The sequence below is a fragment of the Streptomyces sp. SID13666 genome, from assembly GCF_010548325.1.
Classification (GTDB): Bacteria; Actinomycetota; Actinomycetes; order Streptomycetales; family Streptomycetaceae; genus Actinacidiphila; species Actinacidiphila fildesensis.
On sequence record NZ_JAAGLX010000021.1, the window covers coordinates 13,005 to 29,244 of the forward strand.

15 protein-coding genes are annotated in these 16,240 nt (G+C 69.5%); 6 read left to right on the forward strand and 9 right to left on the reverse strand.

Annotation, left to right across the window (positions count from 1 at the left end):
• The first annotated feature begins 74 nt into the window (after window positions 1-74).
• Entirely contained in the window at window positions 75-1,571 is a 1,497-nt protein-coding gene (locus tag G3I60_RS24700; protein WP_164295192.1) for a peptide MFS transporter, read from the forward strand.
• Between the two features lie 18 nt (window positions 1,572-1,589).
• Here the strand turns inward: G3I60_RS24700 and G3I60_RS24705 are convergent, their stop codons facing one another.
• From G3I60_RS24705 to G3I60_RS24740, 8 genes are all read right to left on the reverse strand, one after another.
• Window positions 1,590-2,225, reverse strand: a complete 636-nt coding sequence (locus G3I60_RS24705) for a TMEM175 family protein (protein WP_164295193.1) — start codon at window positions 2,223-2,225, stop codon at window positions 1,590-1,592.
• A 90-nt stretch (window positions 2,226-2,315) separates the two neighbouring features.
• A complete protein-coding gene (locus tag G3I60_RS24710; protein ID WP_164295194.1) occupies window positions 2,316-3,740 on the reverse strand; it encodes a nucleobase:cation symporter-2 family protein in 1,425 nt (474 codons plus the stop codon).
• A gap of 262 nt (window positions 3,741-4,002) precedes the next feature.
• A complete protein-coding gene (locus tag G3I60_RS24715; protein WP_164295195.1) occupies window positions 4,003-5,376 on the reverse strand; it encodes an 8-oxoguanine deaminase in 1,374 nt (457 codons plus the stop codon).
• Between the two features lie 169 nt (window positions 5,377-5,545).
• Complete coding sequence (gene pucL / locus G3I60_RS24720; protein WP_164295196.1) at window positions 5,546-6,469, reverse strand: factor-independent urate hydroxylase; 924 nt, start codon at window positions 6,467-6,469, stop codon at window positions 5,546-5,548.
• 7 nt (window positions 6,470-6,476) lie between these two features.
• A complete protein-coding gene (uraH, locus tag G3I60_RS24725) occupies window positions 6,477-6,863 on the reverse strand; it encodes a hydroxyisourate hydrolase (protein ID WP_164295197.1) in 387 nt (128 codons plus the stop codon).
• A complete protein-coding gene (gene uraD, locus G3I60_RS24730) occupies window positions 6,860-7,366 on the reverse strand; it encodes a 2-oxo-4-hydroxy-4-carboxy-5-ureidoimidazoline decarboxylase (RefSeq protein WP_138357454.1) in 507 nt (168 codons plus the stop codon). The genes uraH and uraD overlap by 4 nt, the downstream gene beginning before the upstream one ends.
• Window positions 7,367-7,466: 100 nt before the next feature.
• The gene (locus G3I60_RS24735; RefSeq protein WP_187145344.1) at window positions 7,467-7,787 is read right to left on the reverse strand and encodes a helix-turn-helix domain-containing protein; all 321 of its coding nucleotides are present in this window, start codon (window positions 7,785-7,787) and stop codon (window positions 7,467-7,469) included.
• A 53-nt stretch (window positions 7,788-7,840) separates the two neighbouring features.
• Complete coding sequence (locus G3I60_RS24740) at window positions 7,841-8,092, reverse strand: hypothetical protein (RefSeq protein ID WP_138357452.1); 252 nt, start codon at window positions 8,090-8,092, stop codon at window positions 7,841-7,843.
• A gap of 122 nt (window positions 8,093-8,214) precedes the next feature.
• On the opposite strand from G3I60_RS24740, the gene G3I60_RS24745 reads away from it, so the two are divergent.
• The 5 genes from G3I60_RS24745 to gcl all read left to right on the forward strand — a co-directional run bounded on the left by G3I60_RS24745 (window position 8,215) and on the right by gcl (window position 14,585).
• Window positions 8,215-9,036 (forward strand): TIM barrel protein, encoded by an 822-nt coding sequence (locus G3I60_RS24745; protein WP_164295198.1) that lies wholly within the window; start codon window positions 8,215-8,217, stop codon window positions 9,034-9,036.
• Window positions 9,037-9,054: 18 nt separating this feature from the next.
• On the forward strand, window positions 9,055-9,951 hold the full coding sequence (locus tag G3I60_RS24750; protein ID WP_138357450.1) for a 2-hydroxy-3-oxopropionate reductase: 897 nt from the start codon (window positions 9,055-9,057) through the stop codon (window positions 9,949-9,951).
• A gap of 227 nt (window positions 9,952-10,178) precedes the next feature.
• Complete coding sequence (locus tag G3I60_RS24755; protein ID WP_138357449.1) at window positions 10,179-11,636, forward strand: catalase; 1,458 nt, start codon at window positions 10,179-10,181, stop codon at window positions 11,634-11,636.
• Window positions 11,637-11,816: 180 nt separating this feature from the next.
• A complete protein-coding gene (locus tag G3I60_RS24760) occupies window positions 11,817-12,563 on the forward strand; it encodes a hypothetical protein (protein ID WP_164295199.1) in 747 nt (248 codons plus the stop codon).
• Window positions 12,564-12,806: 243 nt separating this feature from the next.
• Complete coding sequence (gene gcl / locus G3I60_RS24765; protein ID WP_203673743.1) at window positions 12,807-14,585, forward strand: glyoxylate carboligase; 1,779 nt, start codon at window positions 12,807-12,809, stop codon at window positions 14,583-14,585.
• A 71-nt stretch (window positions 14,586-14,656) separates the two neighbouring features.
• On the opposite strand, the gene G3I60_RS24770 is transcribed toward gcl, so the two are convergent.
• On the reverse strand, window positions 14,657-16,180 hold the full coding sequence (locus G3I60_RS24770; protein WP_164295200.1) for an FAD-dependent monooxygenase: 1,524 nt from the start codon (window positions 16,178-16,180) through the stop codon (window positions 14,657-14,659).
• Window positions 16,181-16,240 lie beyond the last annotated feature (60 nt).

Sequence of the window (16,240 nt, forward strand, 5' to 3'; positions counted from 1 at the left end):
CCCGATAGCGCCCTGGGAACCTCACCGGACACACTGGCCGCGCCCCCGCCCGGCCCTGCCCCGGAGGAGGTCCCATGGCGGCTCCCACCACGACGGCCACTGCGGGAGAGGAGACCGCCGGGCCCCTCGGCGGCACTTTCCTGGGAAGGCCCCGCTGGTTCACCACGCTCTTCGGCCTGGACATGTGGGAGCGCTTCAGCTTCTACGGGATGGCCGCGATCCTCTTCCTCTACGCCTCGGCCACCAAGGCCGAAGGCGGTCTCGGCCTGTCCGAGGACACCGCCACCGCGCTGTTCGGCGTCTATCTGGCGTCGGTCTTCCTCGCCTCGGTCCCCGGTGGCTGGCTGGGCGACCGGATCCTCGGCGCGCGCCGTGCCACGCTCTACGGCGGCGTCCTCATCGCCCTAGGCCACTGCTCTATGGCACTGCCCGCGGTGCCGTCCGTCTACGTCGGCATGGCCCTGATCGCCGCCGGCACCGGGCTGCTCAAGCCGAACCTGGCCACGGTGCTGGCCGCCTGCTACGCCCGTGACTCGCGGGCCGAACGGGATGCCGGATTCGCGATCTTCTACATGAGCATCCAGGTCAGCGCGGTCGCCGCGCCCATCGTGTGCGGCGCGCTCGGCGAGTCCGTCGACTGGCACCTGGGCTTCGGCGCCGCAGCCGTCGGGATGATCCTCGGACTGGCCCAGTTCCTGCGCGGCACCAAGTACTTCGGGGAGATAGGGCAGCGACCGGAGAGGCCCGCGAGTGCGGAGGAGTGGCGCCGGGTGAAGCGGCGCACCGCCGCCGCCCTGACGGTGCTGACCGTGCTGTACGGCGCGGACGCCGCCGCCGGCACCTTCGATCTGCGCCATGTGCTGGCACTGGGCGGGCTGTTGTCCATCGTCCTGCCGGTGGTCTGCTTCCGCCGGCTGCTGCGCAATCCGGTGGTGACCGCGCAGGAGCGGGAGCGGATCCGGTCCTACATCTGGCTGTTCCTGTCGGCCGCGTTCTTCTGGATGCTCTACATCCAGGGCGGCACCGTGCTCAGCCTGTTCGCGAAGGTCGGCACGGACCGGACGATCGGCGGCTTCACGGTGCCGGCCAGCTGGTTCCAGGCCGTGGTGCCGCTGTTCATCCTCGCCGCCGCACCGGTCTCCGCCTGGCTGTGGGTCCGGCTGGGCGACCGGCTCGGCGCACCCGCCAAGTTCGGCATCGGGCTGGGGCTGATGGGCCTGAGCCTGCTGCTGATGGCACTGGCGACGGTGGTCGGCTCCGACGGCCATCTGGTGTCGCCGCTGTGGCTGATCGTGGCGTACGCCCTCCAGGCGTGCGGCGAGGTGGCGCTCGCCCCGGTGGGCATGAGCGTCACCACCGAGGTGGCGCCCAGGACCTTCGTCAGCCAGATGATCGGCCTCTTCTGGCTCGCGGCGGCCCTCGGCGCGGGCGTCGGCGGGCACGCCGTGCAACTGTCCAAGACCAGCACCCCGGGCGCGGGTTACTACCTGGCGCTGGGCATCCCGGCGCTGCTCGCCGGCGGCGCGCTCATCCTCGGCAGCCGGCGTCTCCGCGCCCGCCTGGGGGTATGACGGCCGGCCGGGGCCGGCTCACCCGTCGGTCCCGGCCGGTTCCGGCGCCTGCCCGCGGGTCGGCACCGGCACCTGGTTGAAGGCGTAGTAGACGGCCAGCAGCCCGTGCACGGCCAGGGTGAGCGGTGCCGAGACGAAGGCCAGCCCGACGGCGATCGGGTAGACGACCGAACCGACCGCGAACCGCATCCTGGTGGCGCGGGCGGCCGCCACGTCGACCCGCTCGTCGAAGAGGTGACCGCGCTTGGTCAGATACCACCACATCGCCTGGAACGTGAGGGCGTACGCGACCATGAAGCCGCTGTAGACGACGGCGGCGGCATGGGACGCGGCGTCACCGCCCCGCAGGTACTCGGCCATCAGGGCGGCGGGCCAGGGCAGCGCCGCGACGCACATCAGCATCAGCAGATTGAGGAAGAGCAGCACCCGGTCCACCCGGGCGATGAAGCCGAAGACCGTGTGGTGGTTGACCCACATGATGCCGATGACCAGGAATGTCACCGCGTAGGCGGCGTACGACGGCCACATCTCGCCGAGTGCGGACCACAGGTGGTCCCCCGCGTGCGGCGGGACCTTGATCTCCAGGACCAGCAGCGTGATCGCGATGGCGAACACACCGTCGCTGAACGCCTCGACCCGACCCGACTCATTCATTCCCGTCCCCCTCCGAGTGTCGTGACCGGCACATCCTGACACGCGGAGGGGCGGCCCGGGATCAAGCTGCCCCTCCGTTCGCGCAGAGCGTCAGTGAACGGGCAACGCCCGTGCTGCGGCGGCCTGTTGATCACCGGCACCGGAATCGGCACCGGCGCCGTTCCCCTCGCCCGGGGCTTCCGCGCCGGGCTTGCGGCCCAGGTGGTTGAAGGCGAGGTTGAGGACGACCGCGACCAGGCATCCGGTGCTGATGCCGGAGTCGAGGATGATCTTCAGGTGGTCGTTGAAGTGCTCGTAGAAGGTGTTCGAGACGACCGGGATGACGCCGACGCCGACCGACGTGGCGACGATGAGCAGGTTGTTGCCGTCGGAGAGGTCCGCCTCGGTGAGGGTCTTGATGCCGCTGGCCGCGACCGAGCCGAAGAGCACGATGCCGGCGCCGCCCAGCACCGGCTGCGGCACCAGGGCGATCACGGAGGCCAGCGCGGGGCACAGGCCGAGCAGGATGAGGATGCCGCCCGCCGCCGCGACGACGAAGCGGCTGCGGACCTTGGTGATCGCGACGAGGCCGATGTTCTGCGCGAAGGCGCTGGCCATGAAGCCGTTGAAGACCGGGCTGAGGGCCGAGCCGAGCGCGTCGGCGCGGATGCCGGCGGCGAGCATCTTCTCGTCGGCCGGCTTGTCCACGATCTTGCCGAGGGCCAGGATGTCGGCGGTCGACTCCGTCATGCAGACCAGCATGACCACGCACATCGAGATGATCGCCGCGATCTGGAACTCGGGCGCTCCGAAGTGGAACGGATCGGGGAAGCCGACCAGTCCCGCGTCCTTGATGGGGCTGAAGTCCGACTTGCCCAACGGAATGGCGAGCAGGGTGCCCAGCACCAGGCCGATGAGGATGACGATCTGCTGCAGGAAGCCGGTGAGCACCCGGCGCAGCACCAGGACGATGGCGAGCGTCGCGCCGGCGAGCGCGATGTTGGACACCGACGCGTAGCCGGGTGCGCCGGGCACCCCGCCCTGCGACCAGTTGATGGCGACCGGGAGCAGGGAGAGCCCGATCAGGGTGATCACCGAGCCGGTGACGACCGGCGGGAAGAAGCGGACGAGTTTGCAGAAGTAGGGGGCGAGGACGAACCCCAGCACTCCCGCGACGATCACCGCTCCGTAGATGACGGGCAGCGCGTGACCGGGCGCCGCCGACTTGCCGATGGCGAGCATCGGGGCCACTCCGGCGAACGAGACGCCGTTGACGAAGGGCAGCCGGGCGCCGATCTTCCAGATGCCGAGGGTCTGCAGCAGGGTGGCGAGGCCCGCGGTGAAGAGGCTGGCCCCCATGAGGAAGGTGATGTCGGCGGTGGAGAGTCCTATGCCCGCGCCGACGACAAGGGGCGGCGCCACCACCCCCGCGTACATGGCGGCCACGTGCTGCAGGCCGCTGGTGATGAGCTTGCCCGGGGGCAGGGTCTGGTCCACGGGATGTACCGAATCCGATGCCACGGATTGAGCGACCACGGTTCCTCCTGTCGGTTACGCGATGTGCGCACTGCGGGTTTCAGGGAGGTGCATGTACGGGCCTTGCCATCAAGCGGAGGGGTATGTACAGCGGTTCTTCGTCAATGTGCGGATATGTGCGGGTACACAAAACGCCGCCCCCGGGGATCCGGGACCGACCGTGGTCCACGGGCCGGGGGCGGCGCTGCCGGGTCCGCGCGAACGCGGGACCGGCGGCCGGTCAGGGGCCGTCCCTCCCTGACCGGTTGCTCTGGGGTGGGGTCTAGACGAGGCCGGCGATCTTGGCCAGGCGCTGGGCCTGGACGCGGGTGAGACGCGCGATGGCGTCCTCGTCGACCGTGGTGAGGTGATTGTTCTCCACCACCGGCTTGCCGTTGATCAGCGACAGGGTGACCGGGGCGGCCGCTCCCATCACCAGCGCGGCGACCGGGTCGGCGATGGACGAGTGGCCGATGCCGTCGAGCTTCCACAGCACGAGGTCGGCGAGCTTGCCGGCCTCGATGGAGCCGATCTGGTCGGCGCGGCCGAGGACCTGCGCACCGCCGTACGTGCCCAGGCGCAGCGCCTGGCGGGCGTTGAGCGCCTTCTCGCCGCCGCCGAGGCGGTTGATGAGGAGCGCGTTGCGCAGTTCGGTGTGCAGCTCGCCGGACTCGTTGGAGGCGGTGCCGTCCACGCCGAGGCCGACCGGCACGCCCGAGGCGAGCATGTCCGGGACGCGGGCGATACCGGCCGCGAGGCGGGCGTTGGAGGAGGGGCAGTGCGCGACGCCGGTCTTCGTGCGGGCGAACGCGGCGATGTCGGAGTCGTTCATGTGGACGCAGTGCGCCATCCACACGTCGTCGCCGAGCCAGCCGGTGGACTCGAAGTAGTCCGTCGGGCCCATGCCGAAGAGTTCGTGGCAGAACTTCTCCTCCTCGACGGTCTCCGAGCCGTGCGTGTGCAGGCGGACGCCCTTGCGGCGGGCGAGCAGCGCGCCCTCGCGCATCAGGTCGGTGGAGACGGAGAAGGGGGAGCACGGTGCGACGGCGATGTGCAGCATCGAGTCGAACGAGGCGTCGTGGTGGGTGTCGATGGCCTCTTCGGTCGCGGCCAGCGCGCCTTCGAGGGTCTCGACCGCGAAGTCCGGCGGCAGGCCTCCGTTGGACTTGCCGCGGTCCATGGAGCCGCGGGCGGCGGTGAAGCGGACGCCCATCTCCTTGGCGGCGCGGATCTCGGCGCCCAGCAGGTCGCCCGAGCCCTTGGGGAAGACGTAGTGGTGGTCCATCGCGGTGGTCACACCGCCGCGGGCCATCATCGCCAGGGAGCCCTGGGCGGCCGCGTAGACCATCTCTTCGTCGATCCGTGCCCAGGTCGGGTACAGCTCGACGAGCCAGTTGAAGAGGTTGCTGTCCTGGGCGAGACCCCGGGTGAGCCACTGGTAGAAGTGGTGGTGGGTGTTGACCAGGCCCGGGGTGACCAGATGGCCGGTGCCGTCGACACGGCGGACGACGTTCTCCAGTCCCTGGGGGGCAGCGCCGGCGCCTACCGACTCGATGCGGTTGCCCGCGATGACGACATGACCCGAGGCGTACTCGGTGTCGTTCGCGTCCACGGTGGCGATAGCGCAGTTCTCGATGACGATGCGCGGTGCTGCCATGGCAGTTCCTCGTGCTTCCTTCTCGATGGACGAACCCGGGGGTCGAGCGGGGTGACGACCGGGTCCGCAGTGCTTCCTTGCGCAGATGCCCCCGCTCTCCCCCGGGTACCCGCATCGGAATGCGGGGACCGTGACGCCGGCGCGCGCGTCGGGGGACAAGGCAGAAGTACTACAGGTTGGTGAGATCCACCGGGATGCGGGCCTCGACACCGTCACGGAGGACGGTGCCCTCGATCAGGCCGTAGGGCCGGTCCGCGGCGAAGTACACCTCGTTGTCGTTCTTCAGGCCGAACGGTTCGAGGTCCACCAGGAAGTGGTGGCTGTTCGGGAGCGAGAAGCGGATCTCGTCGATCTCCGAACGGCTGTTGATGATGCGCGCGCCCATCTGGTACAGCGTCTGCTGGAGCGAGAGGCTGTAGGTCTCGGCGAACGCCTGGAGCATGTGCTTGCGCGCCTGCTCGTAGGACTTCTCCCAGTTGGGCATGCGCTCGTCGTCGCTGGTCCAGTTGTAGCGCCACTTCGCCGACACCTCGGTGCACAGGATGCGGTCGTACGCTTCCTTGAGGGTCGTGTACTTGTCCTTGACGAACCCCCAGAACTCCGAGTTGGTGGAGTTCATGACCTTGAGGTCCTTCAGGCCGGAGATGACCTCCCACTTCTCACCGTCGTAGGTGATCTGGGTGGTGCGGAGCTCCTGGTTGGTGCGTGCGAAGGAGTGGTTGACCTCGTCGGCACCGATGAAGCGGGAGTTGCCGTCGGAGGACGCGATGCGCTCCCAGCTGTACTCCTCGATCCGGATCCGGGCGATCTTGATCGGCTCCTGGCTGGTCACGAAGTGCCGGGCCAGGTGGATGCCGAACTGCTCGGCCGACTCGATCCCGTACTCCTTCGCGAAGGCGTACACGGTGTTCTTGGTCGTGTCGGTCGGCAGCACGTTGGCGTTGCTGCCGGAGTAGTGCACATCGTCCATGTCGCCGGAGAGGGCGACCGAGACGTTGAGGTCCTTGATGTGGTGGGTGTCGCCGTCCCGCGTGATCTTGACGACGCGGTTTTCCGCTTTGCCGTACTGGTTCTGGCCGAGAATCGTGGGCATGACGGTGCTAGCTCCCTCGGTATACGGAGTAGCCGAACGGGTTGAGCAGCAGCGGTACGTGGTAGTGCTCACCCGGCTTGACGGCGAAAGTGATCGCCACCTCCGGGAAGAAAGCGCCGCTGTCCCTTACGCGGGGGGCGTCCTGCTGTGCCTCGGCTGAGATTTCCTGGGTCGTGAAGTACTGCTCGACCGCGAAGTCGAGCCGTACGTGTGTGGTGCCTTCCGGCAGGGCCGGCAGATCCTTGCAGCGGCCGTCGGCGTCCGTCTTGGACTCGCCGTGCGGCGCCCAGAGGTCGTCGATGCCGTTGCGCACCGACAGTTCCACGGGGACGCCCTCGGCGGGGCGGCCGATGCTGGTGTCCAGGATGTGCGTGGACACGGAGGTCTCCGTCACGACGGGTCTCCTTCTGCTGCGAGTCGGGTCAGCCGGATACGGTTGATCTTGCCCAGTTCGGCGCGGACGATCTCACGTTCGGTGTCCGTGTCGTTGCCGATCCGCTCCTTGAGGGCGGCCAGCATCTGGTCACCGGTGCGTCCGGTGGCGCAGATCAGGAAGACATGTCCGTGGGCGTCCTGGTACGCGAGGTTCAGCTCCAGGAGCTCTTCGCGTACCGATTCCTGGACGCCGGCCTGCTCCCGCTCGGAGGTCGGGTCGCCCGGCTTGGGGCGCCCGATCGGCGGGTGTCCGGCCATCGCCTCACCGAGGTCGTCGGCGGTCAGTCCGGCCATGGCCGCGTCGCTCGCCGCGAAGAGTGCGTCGAGGTCCTGGTACGGCCGGCCGGCGATCACCGCCGCGCCCCACGACCGGCTGGCGCACACCTCGTGCAGCAGTCCGGCCGCGTCGGACGCGGTGGCTGAGTTGAGCCGGGCGAGGCCCGGCGAAGCGCTGGAAGTCACAGCCGCAAGCTAAGAGCCGGGATCCGGCCACGTCAACACTTTGTTGAAAACTTCCCGTAACAAAGGTGGCCGGGACGTTACGGCTGCGGTCGCCCGGCGATCACTCGGCGGCCTTCGCCGCGTTCTCCCTGTTGAGGTAGTTGTAGACGGTGAAGCGGCTCACGCCCAGGGCGGTGGCGACCGTTTCGACCCCGTGCCGCACGGAAAACGCGCCGCGCTCCTCCAGGATCCGGACGACGCCCTGCTTGTCCTTCCGGTCCAGCTCGGACAGCGTGCCGTGCCGGCGCTGGAGGTCGGCCAGGATGTGATCGAGCGAATCGGCCAGATGGGGCAACCGGACGGCGAGCACCTCCTCGCCCTCCCAACTGAGCACCACATCGTCGCCTCGCGCCTGATCCGGCGCGACCATCTCGGCTCCCATCGCGTCCACCAGCGGCTTGACCGCCTCGGCGAACGGGTGCCCCCCGGTCCCGGTCACTGATCACCCTCCCCGATGACGTTCACCTGAAGCGAGACCCGGGTGGCGCCCGCGGCGAGGGTGCGCCGGAGCAGCTCGGCCACCGCGGCCACCACCGCCTCGGGTGAGCCCTCGGCGGTGTTGCCGAACGGTCCGACGTCCACCGCGTCCAGGTCCGCCGTCTCGACGACCTCGCGGGCGACCAGCGCATGGCCGGGAGCCTCGTCCAGGTCGAACGGTTCCGTCGTGAATTCCAGCCTCAGTTTCACGGGCCCAACCTAACCGGTCGGCCTCATGTGGCGACATCCGCACTTGACAGCCGGCGTCCGGTTCGTTCAGTCTTCCGTTAAGCAGAAACTAACTTCCGCAATACGGAAGGAGCGCAACGCTAGTGAGCCTCTCCGAAGCGCGCTTCGATGTGAACCTCTCGATCCTCTTCACGGAACTCCCGCTCCTGGAGCGTCCCGCGGCAGCCGCCGCGGCCGGCTTCTCGGCGGTCGAGCTGTGGTGGCCCTGGATCGAAACACCCACCCCCGCCCAGGCCGAACTCGACGCACTGCGCAACGCGCTGAACGACGCCGGCACCCAGCTGGTGGGCCTGAACTTCTACGCCGGGCAGCTGCCGGGCCCCGACCGGGGCGCCCTGTCGATCCCCGGCGAGGAGTCGGACCGCTTCCGCGCGAACATCGAGGTCGCCGCGGAATTCGCCCGGTCGCTCGGGTGCAAGGCGCTCAATGCGCTCTACGGTAACCGGGTCGAGGGCGTCGACCCCGAGGTCCAGGACGCCCTGGCCCTGGAGAACCTGGTGCTGGCGGCCCGTGCCGCCGACCGGGTCGGCGCGATCCTCCTCGTGGAGGCGCTCAACAAGCCCGAGTCGCCGCTGTGCCCGATCGTCAGCGCACCGCGGGCGATCGAGGTCGTCGACCAGGTCAACGCGGCCACCGGACTCGGCAACGCCAAGTTCCTGATGGACCTGTACCACCTGTCGATGAACGGCGAGGACCTCAACGAGGTCATCGACCGCTACGCCGACAGGACCGGCCATGTGCAGGTCGCCGACAACCCGGGCCGCGGCGCTCCGGGCACCGGCACCCTGCCGCTGGACGACCTCGTGGGCCGCCTGCAGAAGGCCGGCTACGACGGCTGGGTCGGCCTCGAGTACAAGCCCACCGGCCCGAGTGCCGACAACTTCCAGTGGCTCTCCGCCCACTGATCCGAAAGGTCACAGATCATGAGCTCCCTCCCCAAGATCGCATGGATCGGCCTCGGCATCATGGGCTCCCCCATGGCCGAGAACCTGGTCAAGGCGGGCTACTCCGTCACCGGCTACACCCTTGAGCAGGACAAGCTGGACCGCCTGGCGGCCAACGGCGGCACCGCCGCGGGCTCCATCGCCGAGGCCGTCAAGGACGCCGACGTCATCATCACGATGGTGCCCGCCTCCCCGCAGGTCGAGGCGATCGCCTACGGCGAGAACGGCATCCTGGAGAACGCGAAGTCCGGCGCGCTCCTGATCGACACCTCCTCGATCACCCCGCAGACCTCCGTGGACCTGGCGAAGGCCGCGGCCGCCAAGGGCATCCGCGTACTGGACGCCCCGGTCTCCGGCGGCGAGGCCGGTGCCATCGAGGCCGTACTGTCGATCATGGTCGGTGGCGAGAAGGCCGACTTCGACGTCGCCAAGCCGATCCTCGACAAGCTCGGCAAGACGATCGTCCTGTGCGGCCCGCACGGCTCCGGCCAGACGGTCAAGGCCGCCAACCAGCTCATCGTCGCGGTCAACATCCAGGCGTGCGCCGAGGCCGTGGTCTTCCTGGAGAAGTCCGGTGTGGACCTGGAAGCCGCCCTGGAGGTCCTCAACGGCGGTCTGGCCGGTTCCACCGTGCTGACCCGCAAGAAGGACAACTTCCTCAAGCGCGACTTCGCCCCGGGCTTCCGGATCGACCTGCACCACAAGGACATGGGCATCGTCACCGACGCCGCCCGCAATGTCGGTGCGGCCCTGCCCGTCGGCTCCGTCGTCGCCAACCTGGTCGCCTCGCTGCGCGCCCAGGGTGACGGCGGCCTGGACCACTCGGCGCTGCTGCGCGGTGTCGAGCGGCTGTCCGGCCTGCCCGTCACCAGCTGACGATCCCCCGCCCGGCTCCGGCCGGCGCGCGAGGCTCCGCCTCGCCCCCGATTCCGCCCGGCGGTGCGTGACCTGTCCTGTCGCGCCCAAACGCACCGCCGGGCGGCACCAAACCTTGCATCACCAGGAACTTCAACAAACTGTTGACATTCCTCGGGGCCGGTCCTTACTGTCCGGTCTACCGACCCACACGCTTTCGCTTCCCTTGGTAGTTACGGAAGGCCGCCATGCCCAAGCACACGCTGACAACTGAGTCCGGCGCACCAGTCGCCGACAACCAGAACTCCGCCTCCGCCGGCCTCGGCGGCCCTCTGCTGATCCAGGACCAGCAGCTCATCGAGAAGCTGGCCCGCTTCAACCGTGAGCGCATCCCGGAGCGCGTGGTGCACGCCCGCGGCTCCGGCGCGTACGGCTACTTCGAGGTCACCGACGACGTCACCGGCTTCACCCGCGCCGACTTCCTCAACACGGTCGGCAAGCGCACCGAGACGTTCATCCGCTTCTCGACCGTCGCGGACAGCCTCGGCGGCGCCGACGCGGTGCGTGACCCGCGCGGCTTCGCGCTGAAGTTCTACACCGAAGAGGGCAACTACGACCTCGTCGGCAACAACACCCCGGTGTTCTTCATCAAGGACCCGATCAAGTTCCCGGACTTCATCCACTCGCAGAAGCGCGACCCGTTCACGGGCATCCAGGAAGCCGACAACGTCTGGGACTTCTGGTCGCACTCCCCCGAGGCGACCCACCAGATCACCTGGCTCTTCGGCGACCGCGGCATCCCGGCCTCGTACCGGCACATGAACGGCTACGGCTCGCACACGTACCAGTGGACGAACGCGCAGGGCGAGGCGTTCTTCGTCAAGTACCACTTCAAGACGAACCAGGGTGTGCGCTCGCTCTCCTCGGAGCAGGCCGCCGAGCAGGTCGGCGCGGACGCCAACAGCCACCAGCGCGACCTCGTGCAGGCCATCGAGCGCGGGGTGAACCCGTCCTGGACGCTGCACGTGCAGATCATGCCGGCGGCCGAGGCGGCGGAGTACCGCTTCAACCCGTTCGACGTCACCAAGGTGTGGCCGCACTCGGACTACCCGCTGCAGCGCGTGGGCCGGCTGGTACTGGACCGGAACCCGGACAACGTGTTCCAGGAGGTCGAGCAGGCCGCGTTCTCCCCGAACAACTTCGTGCCCGGCATCGGCCCGTCCCCGGACAAGATGCTGCAGGGCCGGCTCTTCGCCTACGCCGACGCGCAGCGCTACCGCCTGGGTGTCAACCACACCCTGCTGCCGGTCAACGCGCCGAAGGCGACCGAGGCCGTCAACTACGGCCGGGACGGCCTGGCGGCCACCCGCAACGGCAAGCGCGGTCTGAAGAACTACGAGCCCAACTCGTACGAGGGCCCGTCGCAGACCGACCTGGCGCTGTCCGCCCCGCAGGCGGTGTCCGGCTACACCGGCACCCACGAGGCGCCGCTGCACGTCAAGGACGACCACTTCTTCCAGGCCGGCGAGCTGTACCGGCTCATGTCGGAGGACGAGAAGTCCCGTCTGATCGCCAACATCGCCGGGTTCCTCTCGCAGGTCACCCGCGATGACGTGATCGAACGCAACCTGGCCCACTTCCACGCCGCGGACACCGAGTACGGTGCGCGCCTGGAAGAGTCGGTCCGCGCACTGCGCGAGGGCTGACCCAAGAACTGGCCCGCGCCGCCGTGAACTTCTGAGGGGTAGGTCACGGCAGCGCGGGCTACAGGTTCCGCCCGGCGACGCGACGACTGTCCTGTCGCGCCAACTGCGTCGCCGGGCGGCTCCAATCTCCTGCAAGATGGGGTAACGCCCATTGCCGGAGCCCGCCTTGGAGAACGAACCATGGCAGAGAGTGTGCCCGTGCGCTGCCCGGCCTGCCGCCGCGAGCACGCGTTCAGCACCACCACTTACCCCTGCGCCTGCGGTACGCCGCTGACGCTCCCGCTGCTGCGCGGCGGAGTCCCGCTGGAGATACGGCACCGTTCGTGGGACGACTCCTGGGTGAGCATGCGCTGCCCCGACTGCGGCCGGCAGGACCAGTGGCCGCAGCCCGAGTTCGGCTGCGACTGCGGTTCGGTGATCCGGATGCCGGTCGACACCGCGGCACTCGCTCCTCCCGGCCCGGCCACCGCGGCCCTGCGCCCGCTGTCCGCCGCCCCTTCGCCGCCCACGGTTCCCGGCCCGCCGCCGCCCGCGCCACGGCCGCCGTTCCGCCCGGTCACCATCCGCACCGCCCGTGACGCGCTCACCGCCGCCGCCCAGTACCTGAAGTGGCTCGGCTTCGCCGGCGTCCGGGTGGCCGGAGACCACGCCGCCAACGGCATCGATCTGCGCGGCGACGACCTCGTGGCCCAGATCGACCCCACCACCCAGCCCACCGCGCTGCGCGACATCGAGTGCCTCTGGCTCAACTGCCTGAACGAGGACTCCGTCGGCGCCTTCTTCTCCCTGGCCGGCTACGCGCACGACGCGCGGCTGCGCGCCGACCAGTTGGGCGTCCCGCTCTTCGTGATGGATCTGACGGGCACTCCGCAGCCGGTCAACGACGCGGCCGACACGCTCATGCGGACGGGGCCCGTCATCCCCTGACCTCCAGCGACTTCACGCGTACCGAGAGCGGGCTGCCGGATGGCAGCCCGCTCTTCCGCGTCCGGAACAGGTCCGGAACAGGTCCGGAACAGGTACTGCCTTGACGGGCGGAAAGCCTCGTTCTAGATTACTTCCATATAGCAGAACTAGACTTCCGCATTACGGAAACTAGCAGTACGGAAAACCGGGCGCCCTGGCCTCGCAGCAAGAGCCCACCCCGACAGTCCGACCCAGGAGTACTCGATGCCTCGTATGACTGCCGCCCGTGCGGCCGTGGAGATCCTCAAGCTCGAGGGCGTCACCGACGCGTTCGGTGTGCCGGGCGCCGCGATCAACCCCTTCTACGCCGCGCTCAAGGCCGGCGGGGGCATCGACCACACGCTCGCCCGCCACGTCGAGGGCGCGTCCCACATGGCCGAGGGCTACACCCGTGCCAACCCGGGCAACATCGGTGTCTGCATCGGTACGTCCGGCCCCGCCGGTACCGACATGATCACCGGGCTCTACTCGGCCATCGCGGACTCGATCCCGATCCTCTGCATCACCGGCCAGGCCCCGGTCGCGGTCCTCCACAAGGAGGACTTCCAGGCCGTCGACATCGCCTCGATCGCCAAGCCGGTCACCAAGGCCGCCACCACGGTCCTGGAGGCCGCACAGGTCCCCGGCGTCTTCCAGCAGGCGTTCCACCTGATGCGCTCGGGACGGCCCGGCCCGGTCCTCATCGACCTGCCGATCGACGTCCAGCTCACCGAGATCGAGTTCGACCCCGAGACGTACCAGCCGCTGCCGGTCTACAAGCCGACCGCGTCGCGCGCCCAGATCGAGAAGGCGATCTCGCTGCTGCTCGAGTCCGAGCGCCCGCTGATCGTCGCCGGCGGCGGCATCATCAACGCCGACGCCTCCGAGCTGCTGGTCGAGTTCGCCGAGCTGACCGGCACCCCGGTCATCCCCACCCTGATGGGCTGGGGCATCATCGCCGACGACCACCCGCTGAACGCCGGCATGGTCGGCCTGCAGACCTCGCACCGCTACGGCAACGCGACGATGCTCGAGTCGGACTTCGTCCTGGGCATCGGCAACCGCTGGGCCAACCGCCACACCGGCAAGCTGGACGTCTACACCAAGGGCCGCAAGTTCGTCCACGTCGACATCGAGCCCACCCAGATCGGCAAGATCTTCGCGCCGGACTACGGAATCGCGTCGGACGCCAAGGCCGCGCTGGAGCTCTTCGTCGAGGTCGCCAAGGAGCTCAAGGCCGCGGGCAGGCTGCCCGACCGCGCCGAGTGGGCCGCGTCCACCCAGCACCGCAAGGCCACCCTGCAGCGCCGGACGCACTTCGACAACGTGCCGATCAAGCCGCAGCGCGTCTACGAGGAGATGAACCGCGCCTTCGGCCCGGAGACCCGGTACGTCACCACCATCGGCCTCTCCCAGATCGCCGGCGCGCAGATGCTGCACGTCTACAAGCCGCGGCACTGGATCAACTGCGGCCAGGCCGGCCCGCTCGGCTGGACCATCCCGGCCGCGCTGGGTGTCGCCAAGGCCGACCCCGAGGGCTCGGTCGTCGCGCTCTCCGGCGACTACGACTTCCAGTTCATGCTCGAAGAGCTGGCGGTCGGCGCGCAGCACAAGATCCCGTACGTCCACGTCCTGGTCAACAACGCGTACCTGGGCCTGATCCGCCAGGCGCAGCGCAACCTCGACATCAACTTCCAGGTCAATCTGGAGTTCGAGAACATCAACTCCCCGGAGCTGGGCGTCTACGGCGTCGACCACGTCAAGGTCGTCGAGGGCCTGGGCTGCAAGGCGATCCGGGTCACCGAGCCGGACGAGCTGCTGCCCGCCTTCGAGCTGGCCAAGAAGCTCGCCGCGGAGTACCGCGTCCCGGTGGTCGTCGAGGCGATCCTGGAGCGCATCACCAACATCTCGATGAGCGGCAGCGACATCGCCAGCGTCAACGAGTGGGAAGACATCGCGACCGAGCCGGGCCACGCCCCGACCTCGATCCTGCCGCTCGTCTGATCCCGCTCCACCGACCGCACGACCGCACCCCCGGAGGACGGCCTGGGGTGCGGTCGTGTTCTGTTCCGGCCCTAGGCCAGCGCGCCGAGGTAGTCGTGCACCGCACCGGCGTCACCGGCCGGGGCGGTGAGCGCGATGTGGCCGTCCGGGCGGACCAGCACCAGGGCGTCGCCGGTGACGCCGTACTCGCGGGCCGCGTGCCCCGCGAAGTCGTCCAGGCCCGCCGGGCCCGCACCGATCGAGTAGGTCCACACCGCGTCGCCGTGCCGGTCCGCGCTCTCCCGGAGCGCCGCCGCGCTGCCGGCGCCGAAGCCGAGCAGCGTGAAGTGGGTGCCGCTGAAGATCTCGAAGAGCCGGACGGCGGCACCGTCGGCGTCCCGCAGCGGGGCGTCGGGCGCGCGGTCGCCGGCGCGCAGCGGAGCGTCGTCGGCACGGGCGTCGCGCTCGACGGCCAGCGAGCTCCAGCGGTAGCCCAGCCCCAGGCCGAGGATGTCGGGCGTGACCACGCCCTCCGTCCCACTGCCCGCGGACCTGATCGAGCGCGAGACCTGGCGCCACAGCTCACCGCTGGTGTCGATGGTCCAGGCGGCGATCGGCAGCCGCTCCTCCTCGTAGGTGTCGAGCAGCCCGTCGCCGGCCCGGCCCGCGGCCACCAGCGCGAGTTTCCAGCCGAGGTTGTAGGCGTCCTGGATACCGGTGTTCATCCCGAGGCCGCCCGCAATGGAGTGCACATGGGCGGCGTCCCCGGCGAGGAGGACCCGGCCGACCCGGAAACGGTCGGCCATCCGCTCGTTGACGCGGTAGGTGGAGATCCAGGCGGGGTTGGTGAGCTTGATGCCGGGGAGCCGCGCGTGCCGGTCGAAGATCCGCTGGAAGCTCTCCAGCGACGCCTCCACCGGGAGCCCCGCCGCGTCCCGCTCGGGGGCCGCCTGGAGCTGGAACACCGAGGTGGCGGGGAGCGGGCAGAGCATGATGCCGCCGTCCTCGTCGATCCACTGGTGCCACAGGTCCTGGCTCAAGCCCTCGGCCTCGACATCACCGATGACCATCAGCTGCTCCGGCAGCGTCCGGCCCCCGAAGGTGACCGGCAGCGCCTTGCGGATCCCGCTGCGGCCGCCGTCGCAGCCCACCAGGTAGGACACCTCGATCCGCTCACCGCCCGCGAACGTGGCGGTCACCGTGTCGCCGGTCTGCTCGAACCCCGTCAGTTCGGTGCCGAACTCGACGCGCACGCCCCACTCGGCGAGCCGGTCCCGCAGCACCCGCTCGACGTTCCACTGCGCGACGAGCAGCCCGCGTACGTACGGGGTGCCGGGCGCCGGGGAGAAGGTCGCGAAGGGATCGGTGTCGGAGACCACCTCGCCGCCCCGGTACTTGCGGAAGTGCAGGTCGTCGCGCCCGATCGCCCGCATGCGGTCGAGAATCCCCATGCCCTCGAAGACCTCCAGGCTGCGCGCGTTGAGCCCCTTGCCCCGGGAACCCGGCTGCGGTCCCGGGGACCTTTCCACGATCCGGACGGCGGTACCGCGCCGGGCCAGTTCACAGGCCAGCGTCAGCCCGGTCGGTCCCGCTCCCACGATCAGCACGCTGGTCATCCGCTGTCCTCTCATCGAGCTCGTCCGCGTTCGTCTGACGGCGATGCAACCATGACCGAG

Bases quoted from the DNA above. Each gene is read 5' to 3' on its own strand.
- G3I60_RS24770 (WP_164295200.1), bottom strand. From the start codon at position 16,180: ATGACCAGCGTGCTGATCGTGGGAGCGGGACCGACCGGGCTGACGCTG.
- G3I60_RS24755 (WP_138357449.1), top strand. From the start codon at position 10,179: ATGCCCAAGCACACGCTGACAACTGAGTCCGGCGCACCAGTCGCCGAC.
- G3I60_RS24700 (WP_164295192.1), top strand. From the start codon at position 75: ATGGCGGCTCCCACCACGACGGCCACTGCGGGAGAGGAGACCGCCGGG.
- G3I60_RS24750 (WP_138357450.1), top strand. From the start codon at position 9,055: ATGAGCTCCCTCCCCAAGATCGCATGGATCGGCCTCGGCATCATGGGC.
- gcl (WP_203673743.1), top strand. From the start codon at position 12,807: ATGCCTCGTATGACTGCCGCCCGTGCGGCCGTGGAGATCCTCAAGCTC.
- G3I60_RS24705 (WP_164295193.1), bottom strand. From the start codon at position 2,225: ATGAATGAGTCGGGTCGGGTCGAGGCGTTCAGCGACGGTGTGTTCGCC.
- G3I60_RS24735 (WP_187145344.1), bottom strand. From the start codon at position 7,787: ATGGGAGCCGAGATGGTCGCGCCGGATCAGGCGCGAGGCGACGATGTG.
- pucL (WP_164295196.1), bottom strand. From the start codon at position 6,469: ATGCCCACGATTCTCGGCCAGAACCAGTACGGCAAAGCGGAAAACCGC.
- G3I60_RS24760 (WP_164295199.1), top strand. From the start codon at position 11,817: ATGGCAGAGAGTGTGCCCGTGCGCTGCCCGGCCTGCCGCCGCGAGCAC.
- G3I60_RS24715 (WP_164295195.1), bottom strand. From the start codon at position 5,376: ATGGCAGCACCGCGCATCGTCATCGAGAACTGCGCTATCGCCACCGTG.